This window comes from Pantoea allii, assembly GCF_046529425.1.
Lineage (GTDB): Bacteria > Pseudomonadota > Gammaproteobacteria > Enterobacterales > Enterobacteriaceae > Pantoea > Pantoea allii.
The window spans coordinates 1,056,494-1,078,897 of the sequence record NZ_CP125958.1 but is presented as its reverse complement, the minus strand read 5'-3'; the positions used below and the strand labels follow the sequence as shown (position 1 = coordinate 1,078,897).

Below are 22,404 nucleotides of genomic sequence, written 5' to 3'. Positions count from 1 at the left end.
GGTAAGATAAATATTCTTCGGGGGGAAGTAAAATCACATCGGCTATTCGTCGTCAAAATTTCTGAAAACCTGCTGAATATCTTCACTCAGGAAGCCTTTAGCATGCAGGAAGCGCTGTACTTTCGCTTTTTCTTTCCATTCAGTCGGCAAAGGATGGCCAAACTTCTTTTCTGCAAGTTCAGCCGCACAGGCCGACCAGTCAATCTCGGTCTCTTCCATGGCAAGATCGATCGCCTCGCGGCCAATGCCTTTTTGTGCCAGCTCAAGCCTGATGCGTTGCGAGCCAAATCCCTTACGGCTTCGGCTCTGGATAAACCGCGCGGTAAAGCGCTCATCATTTAACCAGCCGTTTTCACTGCACCAGTTCAGCACCTTTTCCAACAGCTCGGGCGTAATGATTTCGGGATCTTTTTGTTTTATCCACGCACTACGCTGCGCAGACAGCTGGAGTTTCTGTTTAAGTTCTTCGCGGCTGTGGTCACGTTGGCCCAGCAGGCGCATCGCGCGATCCAACAGGCGTGAAAATGAGATGACTTGTGGCTGAGGTTGTTCAGACATACTGCGCACCTTTTACAAACGGAGTGAGAGTATGGCGGGAGATGGGGACAGAGGAAAGGCAAGTGAGGCTTTAATGTCAAACAGGAGCGGATTTTTCCGCTCCTGTCTCAGGCTTTAATAGTCTTCGTTGGCTTCGCTTGCCGCGTTCTCAACTTCATTGGCTGAAGCGCCGGCTGCGATATTTTGATCGCCACCGTTAAGCAGCATCTCGCGCAGTTTCACATCCAGCTCGTCGGCTATCGCCGCGTTTTCTTTCAGAAAATTGCCTGCGTTTGCCTTGCCCTGACCAATCTTGTCGCCTTTGTAGCTGTACCATGCACCGGCTTTTTCAATCAGCTTGTGCTTCACGCCAAGATCCACCAGTTCACCGAAGGTGTTGATACCTTCACCGTACATAATCTGGAACTCGGCTTGCTTAAATGGCGCAGCAATTTTGTTCTTAACGACCTTAACGCGTGTTTCGCTACCCACAACGTTATCCCCCTCTTTAATCGCCCCAATGCGGCGAATATCAAGGCGAACAGACGCGTAGAATTTCAGCGCGTTACCACCAGTAGTGGTTTCAGGGTTACCAAACATCACACCGATTTTCATACGAATCTGGTTGATGAAGATCAGCAGCGTATTTGACTGTTTCAGGTTACCTGCCAGCTTACGCATTGCCTGGCTCATCATACGTGCCGCCAGGCCCATATGTGAGTCACCGATTTCACCTTCGATTTCGGCTTTTGGCGTCAGCGCTGCTACGGAGTCAACGATAATCACGTCAACGGCGCCAGAGCGGGCCAGCGCATCACAAATTTCGAGCGCCTGCTCGCCGGTATCCGGCTGCGAACACAACAGGTTGTCGATATCAACGCCCAGCTTCTTGGCATAAATCGGATCCAGTGCGTGCTCGGCATCGATAAAGGCACAGGTTTTGCCTTTACGTTGCGCAGCGGCAATAACCTGAAGCGTCAACGTGGTTTTACCTGAAGCCTCAGGTCCGTAGATCTCAACGATACGGCCCATGGGCAAGCCACCCGCACCTAACGCGATATCCAGTGACAGTGAACCCGTCGAGATGGTTTCCACATCCATTGAGCGGTCTTCACCCAAGCGCATGATGGAGCCTTTACCAAATTGCTTCTCAATCTGGCCGAGCGCGGCAGCTAAAGCCTTCTGTTTGTTTTCATCAATTGCCATTTCTACTCCTAATCATGCCGGGTAAACACGCACGCATGGTGCCTGTGCACTTTCTGTTGCGAGTAATTATACTGTATAGTCATACAGTATCAAGTTTAATTTTTCAGAAATTGACTGGATAACGTTTGTAGCGCCCAGCCAACAGACTGACGGCGCACGGCATCACGATCGCCGTCAAACTGCTGACGAAAAGCCATGACAACACCACCCGGTGCCGCAAAGCCAAACCAGACCGTCCCTACAGGTTTATCTTCACTGCCGCCATCCGGACCGGCAATGCCGCTGACGGAAATGGCGTAATCAGCACGTGCCCGCTGCTGGGCTCCCTGCGCCATTTCACGCACCACCGCCTCGCTGACGGCACCGTATTCCGTGAGCGACGCGGCACTGACGCCAACCAGCTCCTGCTTGGCGTCATTACTGTAAGTGACAAAGCCCCGCTCAAACCAGGCCGAGCTCCCGCTCACGTCAGTAAACACTTTCGCTATCCAGCCGCCGGTGCAAGATTCTGCACAGGTTACCGTGGCGTTACGCTGCTTAAGCGCTTCACCTATCTGCGCACTCAGCGCCTGCAACTGCTGGTCATTCATTTTTTTGCTCCCTGTCGCCGTTGACTGAACATGGTGCAATCCTCACTCTTTTTCAAGCGCTCAGGGCCAGCCAGTGAAGAAATTGCGGTTTACTGTCCAGTTTTAGCCTGTACGCGTCGCCACCATAAACAGTCGTGGGAAAGCCAGCAGCACCCTGCCGTCCTGGCGCGCCGGATAGGCGGTAATCAGGCACTGGTGATAGGCCGCCAGAAACTGCTCCTGTTCAGACACGTCAAGAGGCGCAAGAAACGGACGCAACCCGGTGGCCTTCAGCCAGTGGATAATTGCCTGCGCATCGTCCATAACGTGGTAATAGGTGGTTCGCCAGATATCCACGGCACATCCCGCCTTCGCCAGCACGTCATAATAGTGCTCTGTTGAGGGTAATCTTTTGCGTTCTGCAGCCTGTGCGCTGATCTTCTCGCGCCAGGGCCCGGCTGTCGCCACCTCACGCATTAACTGATGTGACGGTTCATCCAGATTATCCGGCATCTGAATCGCTAACGCGCCCGACGGTGCCAGTTGGTTAACTAACTGCGGTAACAGTGCGGGATGATCGCCAAGCCACTGCAGAGAAGCATTGGCATAAATCACCTGCTGCGGGATGTCGGTTTTCCAACTGCCTATGTCCGCCTGAATAAACTGGCACTGGGGCAAGCGCTCACGCGCCTGCGCTAACATGGCGGTTGAACTATCAAGGCCGATAACCTGCGCCTGCGGCCAGGCATCGTAAAGCAGTTCGGTGCTGTTTCCGGGGCCACAGCCCAGATCGGTGACAAACCGGACATCTTCAACCTTAATTCTCGCCAGTAATTCATGGGCGGGCCGTGTCCTTTCCGCCTCAAATTTACGATACAACGCCGGATCCCAGTCTTGCATAGTGCGTCTCCTCTTGATGACTGCCGATTCACAGAAGATGAGACGCGTAAATACCGATAAAGTGCCCAGCCGGACAGGAAAATGCGTGGAAAAACACGGCAGGCCGAAAGAAGAGAGTCAGCGGTTTAAAAGCAGATGAGCCCGAACAGGCTGGCGGGAATAAGATCGGGCGCAGCCTGCGCCCGGCAGAATCAGTTCTTTTTCACAAACTCAGATTTGAGCTTCATCGGGCCAAATCCATCAATCTTGCAATCAATGTTGTGATCGCCTTCGACCAGGCGGATGCTCTTGACGCGGGTACCAATCTTGAGCACAGAAGAGCTGCCTTTGACCTTCAGATCCTTAACCACCGTCACGCTATCGCCATCGGCGAGTAAATTGCCGTTGGCATCACGAACGACCCTATCCTGGCCGCTGTCGTCACCGTCAGCCTGCGTCCAGATATGACCGCACGACGGGCAATTAAGATTTTCAGCATCTTGCCAGGTGTAATCAGCATGGCAAACGGGGCAAGCAGGTAACGACATAACGGCTCCAGAAAATAAAGGCGGCACGACATAAAGGGCCGCCATCATATATCCTTACAGTTGCTAAGGGTAGGATTAAAACAGCGATCCCTGGCGCGCCTTGCTGACAGCCTCACCCAGTTGCCACACCGTCATCGCGTAATGTGTGCTGTTGTTGTAACGCGTGATGGCGTAGAAGTTAGGCAGACCGTACCAGTACTGGTAGCTGGTGCCTAAATCCAGTCGGAGCAGGCTGACCTCGTCATGCCCATCCAGCGATCCTTGTGGAGAAAGTCCTGATGCAGCCAGCATGCTGACGCTGTAACGGGTTTTAAAACCGTTATCAAGCATGGGCGCCTGTCCACTGGCCGGGACGGCAACATTTTCACCTGGACGCCAGCCGTTCTGCTGGAAATAGTGCGCGACACTGCCTATCGCATCGACGGGATCCCACAAGTTGATATGGCCATCACCGTTAAAATCCACCGCATAGGATTTATAGGACGACGGCATAAACTGACCGTAGCCCATCGCGCCCGCAAAGGAGCCTTTGAGATCGAGCGGATCGTCTTTCTCATCACGCGCCATCAGCAGGAAAGTTTCCAGCTCGCCGCTGAAGTAAGCAGAACGGCGTGGATAATCAAATGAGAGCGTTGCCAGCGCATCCAGAATACGGGTTTTCCCCATGATACGGCCCCAGCGCGTTTCGACGCCGATAATGCCGACAATAATCTCAGGTGGAACACCGTAAACCTGCTGAGCGCGCTGTAGCGCATCCTGATATTGGTTCCAGAAGGCCACGCCATTTTGCACGTTATCCGGCGTAATAAATTTATTGCGATAACGTATCCAGGCACCGTTAGGCCCACTTGGCGGTGTATACGAAGGCGCCTGACGATCCATCAAGCGCAAGACGTAGTCCAGTCGCTTTGCCTGGCCAATAATGGCATGCAGTTGCTGGCGATCGAAGCCATGCTTCGCCACCATTTTATCAATGAACTGTTCTGCGACAGGATTGCTGGCGAAATCGCCAAACATCGGTTGGACGGCATGGGACGGCTCCAGCAAAAAACCGCCTTTAGGCGCAACCAGCTCAGCGGGCGGCTGCGAAGAGTGTGGCTTACTGCTACAGGCGGCAAGCAGGACAAAAAGCGGAAGGAAAGCAAGCTTAAAACGCATCAGATATCCATATAACAGGCCAGACCAGGGATTCTAATGTTAATCGTTCAGGACGAATACATACAAACGAGATTGTAAAAAAAACGCATTTTTAACGATCTGTCCGGCTGTTTTTGTGAAAGGCCTCGATGACGTTAACTCTGGTCAAAAAAAACATTCAGTCGGCGGCCAGGCTTTGCTAAGTTCAATACCCGCTGCGGTAACCCGGATGATGCAGACGCCGTAAAATGGTAATATTTCTGCATGGTCTGTACAGCACGATAGCGGCTGTATATCTCCCTCGTTAAACCCCAGCGTCAACCGTGACGGGAAAAGGAAGCGTCAACCTTGAGTAAGAATGAGATGAACAAAGCAGCGCACATGGACTTGAGTACCCACACCCCAATGATGCAGCAATACTTACGCCTCAAGGCTGAGCACCCTGACATTCTGCTGTTTTATCGCATGGGTGATTTCTATGAGCTGTTTTATGACGATGCTAAACGCGCCTCTCAGCTGTTAGACATTTCCTTGACCAAACGCGGTGCCTCGGCGGGTGAACCGATCCCCATGGCCGGTGTGCCGCATCACGCCGTTGAAAACTATTTGGCCCGACTGGTGCAGTTAGGTGAATCGGTCGCTATTTGTGAGCAAATCGGCGACCCTGCGCTGAGTAAAGGTCCGGTTGAGCGCAAAGTCGTGCGTATTGTTACCCCCGGCACCATCAGTGATGAAGCCCTGTTGCAGGAACGGCAAGACAACCTGCTGGCCGCAATTGTCCAGGGTGCGCGCGGCTATGGTTATGCCACGCTGGATATCAGTTCAGGGCGCTTTCGCCTGAGTGAACCCGCCGATCTGGAAACCATGGCAGCAGAACTGCAGCGGACTAATCCTGCCGAACTGCTTTATCCGGAAGATTTTTCTGAGATGTCGCTTATCGATCAGCGTCGTGGTTTGCGTCGCCGTCCACTGTGGGAATTTGAAATCGATACGGCGCGCCAGCAGCTCAACATGCAGTTTGGCACGCGGGATTTAAACGGTTTTGGCGTTGAGCAGGCCCATTTGGGGCTGCGCGCGGCGGGTTGCCTGCTGCAGTACGTTAAAGATACCCAGCGCACCAGCCTGCCCCATATCCGCTCCCTCAGCATGGAGCGTCAGCAGGACAGCATCATTATGGATGCGGCCACGCGCCGTAATCTTGAAATTACGCAAAACCTTGCGGGCGGTACAGAAAACACCCTGGCTGCCGTGCTGGATAAAACCGTCACGCCGATGGGCAGCCGGATGTTAAAGCGCTGGCTGCATATGCCCTTACGTGACAGCAGCACCATCGCGAAGCGGCAGGAATCGATTGCTGAACTGCAGCCTCTGAGCGAATCTCTACAGCCTGTATTACGTCAGGTAGGTGACTTAGAGCGTATCCTGGCACGCCTGGCGCTGCGCACCGCACGTCCGCGCGATCTGGCGCGCATGCGTCATGCTTTTCAACAGCTACCGGCGCTGAATGACCTGCTGGCCAACGTTGACGCGGCGCAGCTGAAAAACCTGCGCGCGCAGATGGGCGACTTTAGCGAACTCCGCACCCTGCTGGAGCAGTCCGTGGTCGAATCCCCGCCGGTTCTGATAAGAGATGGTGGCGTGATTGCGCCGGGTTATAACGCCGAGCTTGATGAGTGGCGGGCGCTGGCCGATGGCGCAACGGATTACCTGGATCGGCTGGAGGTGCGCGAGCGTGAAAAACTCGGTCTGGACACTTTAAAAGTGGGCTTTAATGGCGTGCATGGCTATTACATTCAAGTCAGTCGTGGTCAAAGTCATCAGGTACCTATCCACTATGTGCGCCGTCAGACCTTAAAAAACGCCGAACGCTACATCATTCCTGAGCTGAAAGAGTACGAAGATAAAGTCCTCACCTCAAAAGGCAAAGCGCTGGCGCTGGAGAAAAGCCTGTATGAAGGCCTGTTTGATCAGTTGCTGCCGCACCTTGAAGCACTGCAGTTAAGTGCCGCTGCGCTGGCGGAACTGGATGTCTTAAGTAATCTGGCCGAACGCGCCTGGACGCTTAACTACTGTCGCCCAACGCTGCAGGATAAACCCGGCATTAAAATCACCGCTGGTCGTCATCCGGTGGTAGAGCAGGTGCTTAAAGAGCCCTTTATTGCCAACCCGCTCTCCCTGGCACCCCAGCGCCGAATGCTGATCATTACTGGCCCGAACATGGGCGGTAAAAGTACTTATATGCGTCAGGCGGCATTGATTGCCCTGATGGCGTGGATCGGCAGCTTTGTACCAGCTGAAGACGTTGTCATCGGCCCGCTGGATCGCATCTTTACCCGCGTTGGCGCAGCAGATGACCTGGCATCCGGACGATCCACCTTCATGGTGGAAATGACAGAAACGGCCAATATTCTGCATAACGCGACTGAAAACAGCCTGGTACTGATGGATGAAATCGGCCGCGGCACCTCGACATACGATGGGTTATCTCTGGCCTGGGCTTGTGCAGAGAGTCTGGCTAATCGCATTAAAGCCATGACGTTATTTGCAACCCATTACTTTGAGCTGACCACCTTGCCTGAAAAGCTTGAAGGCGTCGTGAATGTCCATCTGGATGCGGTTGAACACGGGGAAACTATCGCATTCATGCACAGCGTGCAGGATGGCGCGGCCAGCAAAAGCTACGGATTGGCGGTTGCAGCGCTGGCCGGTGTACCTAAAGACGTCATCAAACGAGCACGTAATAAGCTGAAAGAGCTGGAAACGGTATCGAATCACTCAGCCACCTCAAATATCGACGGTTCGCAACTGCCTCTGCTGGTGGAAGAAACCTCCCCCGCCATGGAAGCGCTTGAAGCCCTGGACCCGGATACGCTGACGCCACGTCAGGCTCTGGACTGGATTTATCGCCTTAAGTCGCTGGTCTGATCCCCTCCGCCCTTTCACCGGGGCGGATAAAACTATCCCGCAGTGAATGATGTTTTCGCCAGCATGTGGCCTGCATGCTGGTTCATGGTTTAGCCTGTTGTTACCGGCGAAAGCGGTGTCATAATGCTGTCGTGTCCCTGTCGTGCGGCGGTCGTGTTCCTGACCGCACGTCCCGGCGATGCTTCTTACCGATTGTTCACTCTTTCGGAGACTGCACTATGCCTAACCTGAATAAAGTCAGAGAGTATCGTCTTGCCCGCGCCTGGTCACAGGAACAACTGGCCGAAATGGCCGGACTCAGCACCCGAACCGTGCAGCGTATTGAAAACGGTGAGCAACCCAGCCTGGAAACGCTAAGCGCGTTGGCCGCCGTCTTTGAAATCAAAGTTACCGACCTGACAGCAGAAGCGCCGGTGAAAAGCGGGCAAGCTCTGGATGACCATATTTCTGATGCCCGCCTGCAGCTGGCACTCGAAACCCAGTTCTTTCGTTCACTGCTCACCGGGGTCGTGGTGTGCCTCATGCTGTATTGCCTCAACCGCGTCACCGAACCTGGTAGTAACTGGTCGCTCTGGGTCGTCGTCATCTGGGGAAGCGTGCTCGTGATAAGAGCGCTGCGCCTGTTTGTTTTCAAACAGTGGATCAACCGCTGGCAGCAAAAACGCCTGCAAAAAATATTACGTAAACAGGACTAGCCCGACCGGTCAGCGCTTTTCTGACAACCTGAAGGAACACCCATGCACTGGTACAGTCAGCAGGCATATAACATCCGTCTGGAATGGGGCATTCCCGCCGTTGAGTATCTCGCCGGAGAAGTGGATGCCGTGGTGATTATTGATGTGATGTCTTTTTCTACCTGCGTCAGCCTGGCGGTTGAAAATGGCGCTCGCGTTTATCCCTATCCCTGGAAAGATCACTCAGTTACCCACTATGCGCTGTCGGTGGGGGCAATCGCGGCAAACAGTGACCGACGATTCAGTGGAGAAGGCTACAGCCTGTCGCCCCATACCTTGCGGCATGTTCGCAAAGGTGAAAAGCTGGTGCTTCCCTCCCCTAATGGCTCCGCAGCCTGCTTCAGAGCAAGAGAATGGGGCGTGCCGATCTTTACGGGCTGCTTCAGGAATCTGTCCGCAACGGCGGCTGCCTGCCGCCTGTTCGAACGTCTTCTGATTGTGCCTTGTGGTGAACGCTGGCCGGATGGCAGCCTTCGTCCCTGCATTGAAGATTATGTTGCAGCCGGCGGCATCATTGCCGCGCTGGGCCGCAGCGGACTGTCACCTGAGGCAGAAACCGCCGTCGCGGCATGGCAATATCATCAGGCGGTTAACGTTGCATCGCTGCACGACTGTTCATCGGCGAAAGAGTTGATTCAGAGAGGTTTTGTGGACGATGTGACACTTTGCCTGGCGCTGGATACCGCCACACAGGCATGTTATCTCACGGGCGATTTTTTTGAGAGCAGACCGTTCTCATCTTGATGGAACGGAGAGAACAGGTAAAAAAAAGCGATGGGGTTAGCCATCGCTTTCTGTTGACGTGCAAAGTTCTGTTTACTCACGGAACAATGCTTCAATGCTGAGGCCCTGACCTTGCAGGATTTCACGCAGACGGCGTAAACCTTCAACCTGAATCTGGCGCACACGCTCGCGAGTTAAACCGATTTCACGGCCAACATCTTCAAGCGTTGCCGCTTCATAGCCTAACAGGCCGAAACGACGAGCCAACACTTCGCGCTGCTTGGCATTCAGTTCGAACAGCCATTTAACGATACTTTGCTTCATATCGTCGTCCTGAGTGGTATCTTCTGGTCCGTTGTCTTTTTCATCGGCCAGGATATCCAACAGCGCTTTCTCGGAATCACCACCTAATGGTGTATCAACCGAGGTAATACGTTCATTGAGACGCAACATACGGCTGACGTCATCAACGGGCTTATCCAGTTGCTCTGCAATCTCTTCCGCACTCGGCTCATGGTCGAGCTTATGAGAAAGTTCACGCGCAGTGCGCAGATAAACGTTCAATTCTTTAACAATGTGGATTGGCAGACGAATTGTACGGGTCTGGTTCATGATTGCCCGTTCAATGGTCTGACGAATCCACCAGGTGGCATACGTTGAGAAGCGGAATCCGCGTTCCGGATCAAACTTCTCAACGGCGCGAATCAGGCCGAGGTTACCTTCTTCAATCAGGTCCAGCAGAGCCAGACCGCGATTGCTGTAACGTCGGGCAATCTTCACCACCAGGCGTAAGTTACTTTCGATCATGCGGCGACGAGAAGGAATATCACCTCGTAATGCGCGGCGAGCAAAGAGAACTTCTTCCTCAGCCGTCAGCAATGGAGAATAGCCAATCTCCCCAAGATAGAGTTGAGTAGCATCGAGTACACGTTGTGTCGCACCCTGCGCCAGCAACTCTTCTTCAGCTACATCATTGTCACCAGATTCATTTTCGACGAGAGCCTTCTCATCAAAAATTTCTGCTCCATTCTCTTCGAATTCCGCGTTCTCATGTAACTCGTTTACTTTCAGCGTATTCTGGCTCATTAAGTGGCTCCTACCCGTGATTCCAGGGCAGATTCCTGAGGACTCTGCCGGATTATCGCTGCGGCAAATAACGCAACGGGTTTACGGATTTCCCCTTGTAACGAATTTCAAAGTGTAATCTAACTGAACTGGTTCCGGTGCTACCCATGGTAGCGATTTTTTGCCCAGCCTTAACTTCCTGTTGTTCCCGGACCAGCATTGTATCGTTATGGGCGTAGGCACTCAGGTAATCATCATTATGTTTGATGATGATTAAATTACCATAACCGCGAAGCGCGTTGCCTGCGTACACCACCCTTCCTGAAGCAGTGGCCACGATTGGCTGTCCGCGCGAACCTGAGATATCGATCCCTTTATTGCCACCTTCTGCGGCAGAGAAGTTATCGATGATCTTCCCTTCGGTCGGCCAACGCCAGCTTCCTACAGGTGTAGAGCTGTCAGTTGTGCTGCTAACCGTCGGCGGTGCGGTAACGGCTGGAGCTGTCGTCGATGCAACATTTGCTCCCTTCGATGGCAACAATTTACTGCCATTCGAGTTACCCGAATCATCAGAATACGTAATAACAGGCTGCTGTGCAACAGGGGCCTGTTTTATTTGTGGTGCGCTGACGACACCGCTCTGCGTTGCATCTGCCGCGGTGATGGCATTGCCGCCGGTAATCGGCTGGCCTGAGCCATTGTCAACCTGCAACGTCTGCCCAACATTCAGGCTGTAAGGCGCCTGGACGTTGTTACGCTGCGCCAAATCGCGGAAGTCGTTTCCGGTAATCCAGGCAATATAGAACAGCGTATCGCCACGTTTTACGGTGTAGGTCTGACCAGAATAGCTACCTTTAGGAATATTCTGATAACTCCTGTTGTACACAATTCGGCCGTTTTCGGTTTGCACATTACTGTTACTGGCGCCCACATTACTATTACTGGTACTAATGATTCCGGAATTGTTCTGTGGCAACGGCGTGCTTCTACTTAACATTCCGCCCTGCGGTGGCACTGAGGGCACACCGCCAGCCGCTGGCGCAGTGCCAGAACTCGCCATATTACTATTATCATTAACGCTGTTACTGTCCCCGATATTGCTTATCGGAGCCTGGGTATTATCGCCTGAACTACAGCCTGCCAGCCAAAAACTCACCAGTGAAAGCGCCGCCAAACGGCGTAACTGAAAAATTGTGCTTCCCGTGCTCATTAATCCCCCGTGGTGGCAACCTTTAAAAAACTGACTTATTCGTCTCACCAGCACAATACACTGTGCGGCACGTTATACGCTGGATTTTCGTTGAATGAACCGGATAGTAGCAATATCAACTACCTGATTCCATGAAACAGTTATGAAGAAATGCTAACAAGACAATCAGGCCAGATCGCCCTGAACTAATGGGACGAAACGAACCGGCTCAATGGTTTCTTCTGTAATCTCACTACCACGGCGGCGCAGACGCTTTAAGACCTGCTGCTCCTCGCCGACGGGCAGCACCATAATGCCGCCCTCTGCGAGCTGTGCTATCAGCGCAATCGGAATCTCAGGCGGCGCAGCAGTGACAATAATCGCATCAAAAGGCCCACGAGCCGGCCAGCCCTGCCAGCCATCACCGTGTCGGGTGGACACATTATGCAAATCAAGCTGTTTCAGACGACGTTTGGCCTGCCACTGAAGGCCTTTGATGCGTTCTACCGAGTAAACATGTTCGACCAGATGAGCGAGGATGGCGGTCTGATAACCGGAGCCGGTGCCAATCTCCAGCACGCGTGAGCACTCGTTGAGTTCCAGCAACGCGGTCATACGCGCGACCATATAGGGCTGAGAGATGGTTTGCCCGGACCCAATCGGCAGCGCCATATTGTCCCAGGCTTTATGTTCGAAGGCTTCATCAATAAAGCGTTCGCGCGGCACATCGGCAATCGCCTTTAACAGGTGTTCATCTTCAATGCCCTGTTGACGCAGCTGTGACAGCAATGTCTCGATACGCCGACTCACCATGCCAGATTTACCTCAGCTTTATCGAGCCAACTGCTGAGAACGTCCTGCGCATTGTGAGCAGTAAGATCAACATGGAGAGCGGTCACTGACACATAGCCTTCATCCACCGCGGCAAAATCCGTGTCGGGGCCGGCATCCAGTTTTTCACCGGGCGGGCCAATCCAGTAGAGGGGATTACCGCGTGGATCGGTCTGTGCAATCACCTGTTCGGCGGGATGACGGCTGCCGCAGCGCGTCACGCGAATCCCTTTTATTTCCGCCAACGGCAGGTCAGGCACGTTGATATTCAGTATACGTCCGGTGCGCAAGGGCTGTTGCGTCAGCGCTTTAAGAATCGCACAGGTTACCGCCGCGGCGGTGGCGTAGTGCTGATGACCATTTAGCGATACCGCCACGGCAGGTAATCCAAGATGACGGCCTTCCATTGCGGCCGCCACCGTACCGGAATAGATGACATCATCCCCCAGATTGGGGCCAGCATTAATGCCCGACACCACAATGTCTGGCCGGGGTTGCATCAGCGCGTTCACACCCAAATAGACACAATCGGTGGGCGTGCCCATCTGCACCGCGATATCCCCATTTTCATGGGTAAAAGTGCGCAATGGGGTTTCCAGCGTCAATGAGTTAGAGGCACCGCTGCGATTGCGATCCGGTGCCACGACCTGCACCTCGGCAAATTGACGCAAAGCCTTTGCCAGCGTCTGAATACCAGGCGCATGGATACCATCATCGTTGCTGAGCAATATCCGCATTTAATTCTGACCTTTTCTGTTCAACCGGGCCGCCGTTATATGGACCTGTTTTGAGGCATGGCAACAAGTTAAGAGTGGACAGCGACTGTTGCATTCTAGCGGTGAGCGAGAGGAAGTGGTAGGCGAAAATAAACGAGTGGGCAGGAAAAGGGCAGGTACTTGCCGATATCGAAACGATTCAGGGCGACGACATGCACAGATGAGGCAGCCAACGGGCCGGGAAAAACCACCAGAAGCAGGCCATGCGGCTTCCCCTGTGCTGAGGGACAAGGGAAGCAGCGGCTTATTCGTCAAGCATTTCAAGAGACTCGGTGCTGTTTAACAGCTCTCTGACGACACTGGTGGCAAAGCTGCCTGCGGGCAGCCAAAATTGCATCTCCAGCGTGGCATCATCCTGCCAGCACCAGCGCAGGTCGCGTGGCACAACCAGCATGGCACGCCGCCCGGCATCTACGCGCTCGCGCTCAAGCAGACCTCGCAGCTCGCCGGCATCGGCCAGGCACTGCTGCTCAAACGCCAGCGCATCGGCCTGCGGGCCGGGATCGCCCTGCCCCGGTAACGGGGCCGTAATACGGAGCGCATGCTGATTCACCCGCGCCTGCAGCTCAGCCAGCTCTTCCGGCTGTGCGACGAACCAACTGCCACGACCGGCAAGTTGCAGAGCATCCCCGTTCATCACCTGAGTGAGTCCACCCTGCTGCTGCAAACGCATGCTGGTGACCTGATTAAACAACGCACTGCGCGCCGCAGAAAGCATCAGGCCGCGCTTGTTGCGATCGCGAATCTGAATCTCGTTGCGCGCCAGCTTGACCGCCGTCACCAGGTTGTTGCCATTGCGACCAAAGCGTTGTTCGCCAAAATAGTTGGGTACCCCGCTGTCGCGAAGGCGCACCAGGCGCGCGTCTGTTTCCTCGCGATGGCTGACCTGGCGAATCACCAGCCGGAAGGCGTTTCCCGCCAGCGCGCCAATGCGAAGCTTGCGTTTATGACGCACCACCTCAAGGATTTCCACGCCTTCCAGCGCAAAACCCGCCAGCACAGGCATGGCATTGCCGGGAACGCGAAAGCACAGCGTCTGTTCGGTGACCGCATGACGATCTTTCATACCTGCATAGCTCAGATCGCGAACGTTCACTTTCATAAACTTCGCCAGCGCTTCGGCAACAAAACGGGTGTTAGCACCGCTTTTGCGGATTCGCACCAGCACATGTTCACCGTCGCCATCAGGCTGATAGCCCAAATCCTCCACGACCACGAAATCGTCCGCTGTCGCTTTGATCACGCCCGTCGCTGTAGGCTTGCCATAAAGGTAATGCAGCGTCATGCCGGTTCCGCTTTCAGCAGCAGTGCGACCGCTTCACAGGCAATGCCTTCACCCCGGCCGGTAAAACCCAGTTTCTCCGTGGTGGTGGCTTTGACGTTGACCTGGTCCATATGGCAACCCAGATCTTCGGCAATATTAATGCGCATTTGCGGTACGTGCGGCAGCATCTTAGGTGCCTGGGCAATCAGGGTAACGTCGACATTGCCAATACAGTAGCCTTTGGCCTCAATACGGCGCCAGGCTTCCCGCAGCAGTCCGCGACTGTCCGCGCCTTTAAACGCCGGATCGGTATCCGGAAACAGCTTACCAATGTCGCCCATGGCCACCGCGCCCAACAGCGCATCGGTGAGGGCATGCAGCGCTACATCGCCATCAGAATGGGCGATAAAACCATACTCAAATGGGATTCGCACACCGCCAATCACCAGCGGACCTTCTCCACCGAAGGCGTGAACGTCAAAACCGTGACCGATACGCATCATGTGCTCTCCTTTGACTGAATCTGACTAAGATAAAAAGCCGCCAGGGCTAAGTCTTCCGGGCGGGTAACTTTGATGTTATCGCTACGACCTGTTACCAGCTCAGGATGGTAGCCACAGTACTCCAGCGCGGAGGCTTCATCGGTGATGGTCGCCCCTTCGTTCAGGGCTCGCGTCAGGCTGGCGGTAAGTAAGGCCCGGGGAAAGAACTGGGGCGTTAACGCGTGCCACAGGTTGTCGCGATCGACAGTGTGCGCAATCGCCGCCTTACCGGGTTCCCCGCGTTTCATGGTGTCACAGACCGGGGCAGCCAGAATGCCGCCCGTTTTGCTGGTCTCCCGTAACCGCAGCAGGCGCTGTAAGTCATCAGGATGCAGGCAAGGTCGCGCAGCATCATGGACCAGCACCCAGCCGGCACCTTGCGCAGCCTGAAGGCCAGCCAGTACCGATTCAGCACGCGTATCGCCCCCGGTCACGCGAATCACGCGCGGATCGCTTGCCAGAGGCAAAGTGGCAAAATGTCGATCGTCAGGGCTTAAGGCGACAATAACCTGCGTGACAGCAGGATGGGAAAACAGGCGGGCAATGCTGTGTTCCAGAAGTGTGTGCTGACCAATCGTCAGATACTGTTTCGGACAGGTTGCCTGCATGCGGCTGCCGATACCGGCAGCGGGCACAACGGCAATCACATCCGCAGAGTGGGACTGATTGTTCATGTTTTATCGTTGTTGGTTTTGCGCAGCTTGTTGCGCGTTGCGTTTGTTCTGGTCAGGTACCAGACGATAGAAGGTTTCACCCGGCTTAATCATGCCTAATTCGCTGCGTGCGCGTTCCTCAATCGCTTCAGAGCCGCCATTGAGATCGTCAATTTCAGCAAAGAGTTGATCGTTACGCATTTTCAATTTGGCGTTATTCGCCTTTTGTACCGCAACGTCGTCGTCGACGCGCGAAAAGTCATGGATGCCATTCTTACCCAGCCACAATGAATATTGCAGCCAACCTAACAGCACCAACAGCAATAACGTCAGTTTTCCCATCCCGCCCCCTAAAAACGGCCCAATCATCCCATAACTTTACTCAGGACTCCACACTGGCAGTAAAAATGCCGTGTAATGCCGTTCACGCAGACAAAAAAGGGAAGAAAAGATCGGGCGCAACGCAGGAAAACTTTTGTAACCTGCTGCTGCGTTTAGACATCAGTCTGGCTACCAGCGAGACAGAAACAGGAACAGTAACCAGAACTGACAAGCGACGGCAACGACGCATATCAGAGAGGTCCAGAGCAACTGCCCACGCAGCCATGTATTCAATACCATGCCTGTCAGGACAGAAACCGGAAACAGCGCCAGGAAAAATGGCCAGGTGTAGAGAAAGAAAAACAGGGTGCTTGAGCCGTACAACAGGAAAGGTATGGCAAGCGCACACCAGTAACATACAAAGCCAATGACGCCGCCCGGAAGGACAGAGCGAGGCTCATCCGGTGTGCCGTGGTCTTTGCGTGCCAGCATGGGAGTAATATTCTGCATAAATATCCTGTCAACGCGAAGGCGGCAAAACGAAAGGCGCTTTGCCGCTGTCTGTTCAGGAACTGATAATATCGCGCTGACGCAGCAGATTTAACAATTGGGCCGTCAGTTTTGTAACCAATTGTTCCCCATTAAGCGAGATTTCTGGCTGGTCCGGCGCTTCATAAACGCTATCTATACCGGTGAAATTTTGTAGTTCACCTGCCCGGGCCTTTTTGTATAACCCTTTAGGATCTCGCGCTTCACAGACCGCCAGCGGCGTATCAACGTAAACCTCGATAAACCGGCCGCTGTCCAGCAGATCGCGCACCATTTGGCGCTCGGCACGATGAGGCGAGATAAACGCGGTAAGAACCACTAAACCCGCATCCACCATCAGTTTAGCCACCTCACCAACACGGCGGATATTCTCTTTGCGGTGCTCATCGCTAAAGCCCAGGTCGCGACACAGTCCGTGACGAACATTATCCCCGTCCAACAGATAGGTGCTGACACCGAGGCGGTGTAGCGCCTGTTCCAGCGCCCCCGCTACGGTCGATTTCCCTGACCCCGACAGGCCGGTAAACCACAGCACCACGCCCTGATGGCCGTGCTGCTGTTCACGCGCCTGGCGCGTCACCGGATGGTCATGCCACACGACGTTTTCATCATGCTGAGCCATTACTGACCGCCCAAAAGATCGCGCGCATTCCAGTGTGGGAAGTGGCGACGCACCAGCGCATTAAGTTCAAGTTCGAACGCGCTGAATTCGCCGTTATGCTGCGGCCGATCGCTCAGTGGCTCATTGATCAGCCCGGCACCCACGGTAACGTTACTGAGGCGATCGATAATGATCATGCCGCCGGTCACGGGATTTTGCTGATAGCTGTCGAGCACCAGCGGTTCGTCAAACGTAAACTCAGCCAGACCAATCCCGTTCAGCGGCAGGCTGTCCACCTGGCGTTTCTCCAGTGAATTAATCTCAACCTGATGAATGACCTTTTCTACTCGCCCACGGGCTTTCTTGCCGGCAATTTTAACATCGTAGCTCTGACCGGCCTGAAGCGGCTGCTCAGCCATCCAGACGACATCCACTGTGGCGGACTGAACGGCACGCAGCTCGGCGCTGGCGTCCACTAACAGATCGCCACGACTGATATCAATTTCGTCGTTCAGGACAAGAGTAATGGCTTCTCCGGCACCGGCTTCCTGCAGATCGCCGTCAAAGGTTACGATGCGGGCGATGGTGGATTCGACGCCAGAAGGCAGCACTTTAACCTGTTGCCCCACTTTCACCACACCAGATGCCAGCGTACCGGCATAACCCCGGAAATCGAGATTAGGGCGATTCACATACTGCACCGGGAAGCGCATCGGTTGGTTAGCCACCACCGCGTTTAACTCCACGGTTTCCAGCACATCAAGCAACGTCGGACCGCTGTACCATGGCATGCTCTGGCTCTGCGACGCGACGTTTTCGCCTTCCAGCGCCGACATCGGCACAAAGCGAATATCCAGGTCTTCAGGCAATTGCCCGGCAAAGTCGAGGTAATCCTGCTTGATCTGCTCATACACAGCCTGCTGATAATCCACCAGGTCCATTTTATTGATTGCCACGACCAGGTGTTTAATCCCCAGCAGCGTCGAAATAAAACTGTGTCGACGCGTCTGATCCAGCACGCCTTTACGGGCATCAATTAACAGGATCGCCAGATCACAGGTCGATGCGCCCGTGGCCATATTTCGGGTGTACTGCTCGTGCCCCGGCGTGTCGGCAATAATGAACTTACGCTTTTCGGTAGAGAAATAGCGGTAAGCCACATCAATGGTAATGCCCTGCTCGCGCTCGGCCTGTAAACCATCGACCAGCAGTGCCAGATCCAGTTTCTCGCCCTGCGTACCATGGCGTTTGCTGTCGCTCTGTAACGAAGACAGCTGATCTTCATAAATCTGGCGGGTGTCATGTAGCAGGCGGCCAATCAGCGTACTTTTGCCGTCATCCACGCTGCCGCAGGTCAGAAAACGCAGCAGGCTTTTATGTTGTTGTGCGGTCAGCCAGGCTTCAACGCCGCCCTGTTCGGCAATCTGTTGTGCAATTACGGTATTCATCTGGCGTCTCCTTAGAAATAACCCTGACGTTTTTTCAGTTCCATCGAACCGGACTGATCGCGGTCAATCACACGGCCCTGACGCTCGCTGGTGGTAGAAACCAGCATCTCTTCAATAATCTCAGGCAAGGTTTGCGCTTCAGATTCCACCGCGCCAGTCAGCGGCCAGCACCCAAGGGTACGGAAACGGACCATGCGCTGTTTAATGACTTCACCTGGCTGGAGGTTGATACGATCGTCATCGATCATCATCAGCATGCCATCACGTTCCAGCACGGGGCGCGGCGCAGCAAGATAGAGCGGCACAATCTCAATGTTTTCCAGGAAGATGTACTGCCAGATATCCAGCTCGGTCCAGTTAGACAGGGGGAAGACGCGGATGCTCTCGCCCTTGTTAATCTGACCGTTATAGTTGTGCCATAACTCCGGACGCTGGTTTTTTGGGTCCCAGCGATGAAAGCGGTCACGGAAAGAGTAAATACGCTCTTTAGCACGAGACTTCTCTTCGTCACGACGTGCGCCGCCAAAAGCCGCATCAAAACCGTACTTATTCAGCGCCTGCTTCAGCCCTTCAGTTTTCATGATGTCAGTGTGCTTGGCGCTCCCGTGCACAAAGGGGTTAATCCCCATCGCCACGCCTTCCGGGTTGCGATGCACCAGCAGTTCGGCGCCCATGGCTTTCACCGTGCGATCGCGGAATTCGTACATCTCACGAAACTTCCAGCCGGTATCGACATGCAGTAACGGGAACGGCAGCGTGCCCGGGTAGAAGGCTTTACGCGCCAGATGCAGCATGACTGAAGAATCCTTGCCGATGGAGTACATCATGACCGGATTGCCGAATTCGGCTGCCACTTCGCGGATAATATGGATGCTCTCCGCCTCCAGTTGACGCAGATGAGTGAGTCGTTTTTGGTCCATCGTTTTTCCTCTCAAGCCAGATTGACAACGGCGGACTCGCGAGCCCCCTGCTGTGCCGAATGCTGAAACCAGGCAAGTTGCCCATGTAAATTAACCACTTCCCCAATCACCAACAGGGCCGGGGAAGGCGCTGACGCTGCCAGCGTCTCAAGATGTTCAAGCGTGCCGGTCAACACCTGTTGGTCAGACCGGGTACCGCGACCAATCACCGCGACCGGCGTTGACGCGGCGCGCCCATGAAGAATGAGCTGTTTGCTGATGTGAGCCGCCTTCACAGCGCCCATATAAATCGCCAGCGTCTGACGCGCACGCGCCAGGGATGGCCAGTCAATATCATCGCTATCCGGACGACAGTGACCGGTAATAAACAGCACGCTCTGCGCATAGTCACGGTGGGTCAGTGGAATACCGGCGTACGCGGTGGCACCGGCCGCAGCCGTGACGCCTGGCACAACCTGAAACGGAATACCCGCCTGCTGCGCCGCCTGCAGCTCCTCGCCACCGCGGCCAAAAATAAAGGGATCACCGCCTTTCAGGCGCACCACGCGTTTGCCTTTTTGGGCCAGTTGCACCATCAACTGGTTAATCTCGTCCTGCGGCAGCAGATGCGCGCTGGCACGTTTGCCCACGCAGATACGGTCGGCATCGCGCCGCACCAGATCGAGGACCTCCTCACTGACCAAATGGTCGTAGAGCACCACGTCAGCCAGTTGCATTACCTGTAGGCCGCGCAGCGTCAGCAGGCCGCTGTCGCCAGGCCCCGCACCCACCAGAATAATTTCACCCTGTCGGGGTGGCTGATCGCCCAGTTCGCTGTCGAGCGTCTGTTTCGCGGCCTCAACGTCACCTGTTGCCATCTGACTGGCAAAACGGCCGTTAAATATTCTTTCCCAGTAACGACGGCGGTCAGACATACGGCTGAAACGTGCTTTGACCTTGTCACGCCACTGCCCCGCCAGTTCGGCCATTTGGCCCAGATGAGACGGCAACAGCGTTTCGAGTTTCTCGCGGAGCATGCGGGCAAGAACCGGCGCGGTTCCGCTGGAGGAGATAGCCACGACCAGTGGAGAGCGATCAACAATAGAGGGGAAGATAAAGCTGCATTTAGGCTGATCATCCACCACATTGACCAGCTTGTGACGGGCATTCGCCTCGTCGTAGACCTGCGCATTCAGCGCATTGTCATCGGTGGCGGCAATAACCAGAAAGACCTTGTCGAGCTGAGCGGGTTCAAAGGAGGTTGCCAGCCATTCAAGCTGTTGCTCATCCAGTAAAGCCTGCAGCTCCGGGCAGAGTTCGCGTGAGGCGATTTGAATGCGCGCGCCAGCACGACGCAGCAGTTCGATCTTGCGCGCCGCGATATCTCCACCGCCAACGACCAGTACGGGTCGGCCTGCGAGATCGGCAAAAAGAGGCAAATAATCCACGTTAACCCTAGTGTTGTTACGATGCGTTATCGCGACTATACGTTCCCTGGTTTATTGAGATGAAATTACGAATTGGAATGAGTTGTTACTGAATGGAATAACGCACGGCAAAAGCTCAGAACAAAATGTGCTTAGCAAATGATCTTATGGGCCTTTCCGGACGATTCAAATTGTGTAATCACCGTCACAGTTTCATACTATGGGTGAAAAAATATGACCGTCCTTATAGGGAATGAGCCACAAGGAACCCGACATGTCTGCCTTTCTTCGCCTGGCGACGCTGCTTGTTGGCAGCGTTATTTTCAGCGCTCAGGCCGTGACCGACGTCACCGGACACTTTGCTGAACAACAGGTTCGACACATTTCTACTTACTTTCCCGGTCGCATGAGCGGGAGTCCGGCTGAGTTGATGGCGGCCGACTATCTGCAACAGCAGTTCACCGAACTCGGTTTTGCAACCAATACCCGACAGTTTAATACCGGCTACAGCTGGCATGAAAATGACGGCACGTCGCGCTGGCATAAAATCACGGCCACCTCAGTCATCGCCGCGCGTGAAGGCAGCGCACCTCAGGAGATTCTGGTTGTTGCCAGCCTGGATACCTGGATTCCACTCAGCCGCAGCGAAACGACGCGCAGCCTGGGCGGATTGCGTTTGCAGGGCGTTGATGACAACGCATCCGGGCTTGGCGTAATGCTGGAACTGGCAAAACAGCTCAGCCATCAGCCACTTCATTACGGCGTGCGCTTTGTCGCGCTCAGCGCCAGTGAGTCACAGCTGCACGGCATGGACGACTACGTGGCGCGCATGAGTGAGAAAGAGAAAAAGAATACGCTGCTGGTTATCGATCTCAACAGCCTGATTACGGGCGATCATCTCTATTTCAACAGCGGCATCAACACGCCGCGTGCCGTGCGTAAACAGACCAGCGAACGCGCCCTGCTGCTGGCTCGCCGCTATGGCATTTCTGCCGCCAGCCGTCAGATGCAAGAAAAGGATTTTCAGGGCATCAATCCTTTCGATGCGGCAGGGTTTCCCCTGCTGGATGTCACCGCGCGAAACTGGAACCTGGGCAGCAAGGATGGCGAACAGCAGCGCAGCCGTTCCCGGCATTTTCCCGACGGCACCACCTGGCATCAGACCGATCGCGACAATCTCGACTTTTTAGACCACTGGCTACCCGGCCGCATTGGCCTGCGTACCCATGACAGCGTGAAAGTCCTGCTGCCGTTGCTGAGTGAGCTAACCAATCCCAAAGTGTGAGGACAGACAATGTATGTGGTGTACCTGAACTATTTTCGGCCGATCGAGGAAGTAGACGCCCTGCTGGCACCGCACATTACGTGGCTGGATCGCTATTTTAACAGCGGCGTATTTATTGCTGCGGGGCGTAAAGATCCCCGCACGGGCGGCATGATAATGGTGAAAGATATTGCGCGCGCACGGCTGGATGCGATTCTGGCGGAAGACCCTTTCATCGCTGTTGCCCATTATGAGGTTACAAAGGTCAACGTAACGCGCGCAGCCGATGCGCTTGCGGTGCTGAAAGACCTGTAGCC

Annotated in this window: 24 protein-coding genes; 5 read left to right on the top strand and 19 right to left on the bottom strand. The window is 54.5% G+C overall.

The window, feature by feature from the left end; translation table 11 throughout:
* Positions 1-42: 42 nt before the first annotated feature.
* The 6 genes from QNH99_RS05270 to mltB all read right to left on the bottom strand — a co-directional run bounded on the left by QNH99_RS05270 (position 43) and on the right by mltB (position 4,897).
* A complete protein-coding gene (locus QNH99_RS05270; RefSeq protein ID WP_082875219.1) occupies positions 43-558 on the bottom strand; it encodes a regulatory protein RecX in 516 nt (171 codons plus the stop codon).
* Positions 559-672: 114 nt separating this feature from the next.
* Positions 673-1,743 (bottom strand): recombinase RecA, encoded by a 1,071-nt coding sequence (gene recA, locus QNH99_RS05265; RefSeq protein WP_063880719.1) that lies wholly within the window; start codon positions 1,741-1,743, stop codon positions 673-675.
* A gap of 95 nt (positions 1,744-1,838) precedes the next feature.
* Positions 1,839-2,333, bottom strand: coding sequence for a nicotinamide-nucleotide amidase (gene pncC / locus QNH99_RS05260; RefSeq protein WP_096011726.1), 495 nt, complete (start codon positions 2,331-2,333; stop codon positions 1,839-1,841).
* A 102-nt stretch (positions 2,334-2,435) separates the two neighbouring features.
* Entirely contained in the window at positions 2,436-3,212 is a 777-nt protein-coding gene (tam, locus tag QNH99_RS05255; protein WP_063880721.1) for a trans-aconitate 2-methyltransferase, read from the bottom strand.
* Between the two features lie 191 nt (positions 3,213-3,403).
* Entirely contained in the window at positions 3,404-3,739 is a 336-nt protein-coding gene (locus QNH99_RS05250) for a zinc ribbon domain-containing protein YjdM (protein WP_063881238.1), read from the bottom strand.
* 75 nt (positions 3,740-3,814) lie between these two features.
* A complete protein-coding gene (gene mltB / locus QNH99_RS05245) occupies positions 3,815-4,897 on the bottom strand; it encodes a lytic murein transglycosylase B (protein ID WP_096011727.1) in 1,083 nt (360 codons plus the stop codon).
* A 342-nt stretch (positions 4,898-5,239) separates the two neighbouring features.
* Between mltB and mutS the strand changes: the two genes are divergently transcribed.
* The 3 genes from mutS (at position 5,240) to QNH99_RS05230 (ending at position 9,279) form a co-directional block, all read left to right on the top strand.
* Positions 5,240-7,801 (top strand): DNA mismatch repair protein MutS, encoded by a 2,562-nt coding sequence (mutS, locus tag QNH99_RS05240; RefSeq protein WP_283356279.1) that lies wholly within the window; start codon positions 5,240-5,242, stop codon positions 7,799-7,801.
* A gap of 218 nt (positions 7,802-8,019) precedes the next feature.
* Positions 8,020-8,496 (top strand): helix-turn-helix domain-containing protein, encoded by a 477-nt coding sequence (locus tag QNH99_RS05235; RefSeq protein WP_410517370.1) that lies wholly within the window; start codon positions 8,020-8,022, stop codon positions 8,494-8,496.
* A 42-nt stretch (positions 8,497-8,538) separates the two neighbouring features.
* Positions 8,539-9,279, top strand: coding sequence for a 2-phosphosulfolactate phosphatase (locus QNH99_RS05230; RefSeq protein WP_410517369.1), 741 nt, complete (start codon positions 8,539-8,541; stop codon positions 9,277-9,279).
* Positions 9,280-9,351: 72 nt separating this feature from the next.
* On the opposite strand, the gene rpoS is transcribed toward QNH99_RS05230, so the two are convergent.
* From rpoS to cysG, 13 genes are all read right to left on the bottom strand, one after another.
* A complete protein-coding gene (gene rpoS / locus QNH99_RS05225) occupies positions 9,352-10,344 on the bottom strand; it encodes an RNA polymerase sigma factor RpoS (protein ID WP_013026913.1) in 993 nt (330 codons plus the stop codon).
* 52 nt (positions 10,345-10,396) lie between these two features.
* Positions 10,397-11,533 carry a murein hydrolase activator NlpD gene (gene nlpD / locus QNH99_RS05220; RefSeq protein WP_063880727.1) on the bottom strand — a complete coding sequence of 379 codons (1,137 nt, stop codon included), beginning with the start codon at positions 11,531-11,533 and terminating at the stop codon, positions 10,397-10,399.
* A gap of 165 nt (positions 11,534-11,698) precedes the next feature.
* A complete protein-coding gene (locus QNH99_RS05215; protein ID WP_241568308.1) occupies positions 11,699-12,325 on the bottom strand; it encodes a protein-L-isoaspartate(D-aspartate) O-methyltransferase in 627 nt (208 codons plus the stop codon).
* Positions 12,319-13,080, bottom strand: coding sequence for a 5'/3'-nucleotidase SurE (surE, locus tag QNH99_RS05210; protein ID WP_410517368.1), 762 nt, complete (start codon positions 13,078-13,080; stop codon positions 12,319-12,321). Before surE ends, QNH99_RS05215 begins: the two co-directional genes overlap by 7 nt.
* A 283-nt stretch (positions 13,081-13,363) precedes the next feature.
* A complete protein-coding gene (gene truD / locus QNH99_RS05205; RefSeq protein WP_283355058.1) occupies positions 13,364-14,404 on the bottom strand; it encodes a tRNA pseudouridine(13) synthase TruD in 1,041 nt (346 codons plus the stop codon).
* A complete protein-coding gene (gene ispF / locus QNH99_RS05200) occupies positions 14,401-14,883 on the bottom strand; it encodes a 2-C-methyl-D-erythritol 2,4-cyclodiphosphate synthase (protein WP_063881240.1) in 483 nt (160 codons plus the stop codon). Before ispF ends, truD begins: the two co-directional genes overlap by 4 nt.
* On the bottom strand, positions 14,883-15,599 hold the full coding sequence (ispD, locus tag QNH99_RS05195) for a 2-C-methyl-D-erythritol 4-phosphate cytidylyltransferase (protein ID WP_283355059.1): 717 nt from the start codon (positions 15,597-15,599) through the stop codon (positions 14,883-14,885). Before ispD ends, ispF begins: the two co-directional genes overlap by 1 nt.
* 3 nt (positions 15,600-15,602) lie before the next feature.
* On the bottom strand, positions 15,603-15,920 hold the full coding sequence (ftsB, locus tag QNH99_RS05190; protein WP_063881239.1) for a cell division protein FtsB: 318 nt from the start codon (positions 15,918-15,920) through the stop codon (positions 15,603-15,605).
* Positions 15,921-16,088: 168 nt separating this feature from the next.
* Entirely contained in the window at positions 16,089-16,409 is a 321-nt protein-coding gene (locus tag QNH99_RS05185; RefSeq protein ID WP_063880732.1) for a DUF3561 family protein, read from the bottom strand.
* A gap of 55 nt (positions 16,410-16,464) precedes the next feature.
* Complete coding sequence (gene cysC / locus QNH99_RS05180; protein ID WP_410517367.1) at positions 16,465-17,070, bottom strand: adenylyl-sulfate kinase; 606 nt, start codon at positions 17,068-17,070, stop codon at positions 16,465-16,467.
* Entirely contained in the window at positions 17,070-18,497 is a 1,428-nt protein-coding gene (gene cysN, locus QNH99_RS05175) for a sulfate adenylyltransferase subunit CysN (protein WP_109717040.1), read from the bottom strand. The genes cysC and cysN overlap by 1 nt, the downstream gene beginning before the upstream one ends.
* Before the next feature lie 11 nt (positions 18,498-18,508).
* Complete coding sequence (cysD, locus tag QNH99_RS05170; protein WP_006120739.1) at positions 18,509-19,417, bottom strand: sulfate adenylyltransferase subunit CysD; 909 nt, start codon at positions 19,415-19,417, stop codon at positions 18,509-18,511.
* Between the two features lie 11 nt (positions 19,418-19,428).
* Positions 19,429-20,844 carry a siroheme synthase CysG gene (cysG, locus tag QNH99_RS05165; protein ID WP_063880735.1) on the bottom strand — a complete coding sequence of 472 codons (1,416 nt, stop codon included), beginning with the start codon at positions 20,842-20,844 and terminating at the stop codon, positions 19,429-19,431.
* Positions 20,845-21,097: 253 nt separating this feature from the next.
* Here cysG and QNH99_RS05160 point away from each other — a divergent pair, with 253 nt between their 5' ends.
* Positions 21,098-22,108 carry an aminopeptidase gene (locus tag QNH99_RS05160; RefSeq protein WP_063880736.1) on the top strand — a complete coding sequence of 337 codons (1,011 nt, stop codon included), beginning with the start codon at positions 21,098-21,100 and terminating at the stop codon, positions 22,106-22,108.
* 9 nt (positions 22,109-22,117) lie between these two features.
* Complete coding sequence (locus QNH99_RS05155; RefSeq protein ID WP_096011734.1) at positions 22,118-22,402, top strand: YciI family protein; 285 nt, start codon at positions 22,118-22,120, stop codon at positions 22,400-22,402.
* The last annotated feature ends 2 nt before the right edge of the window (positions 22,403-22,404 follow it).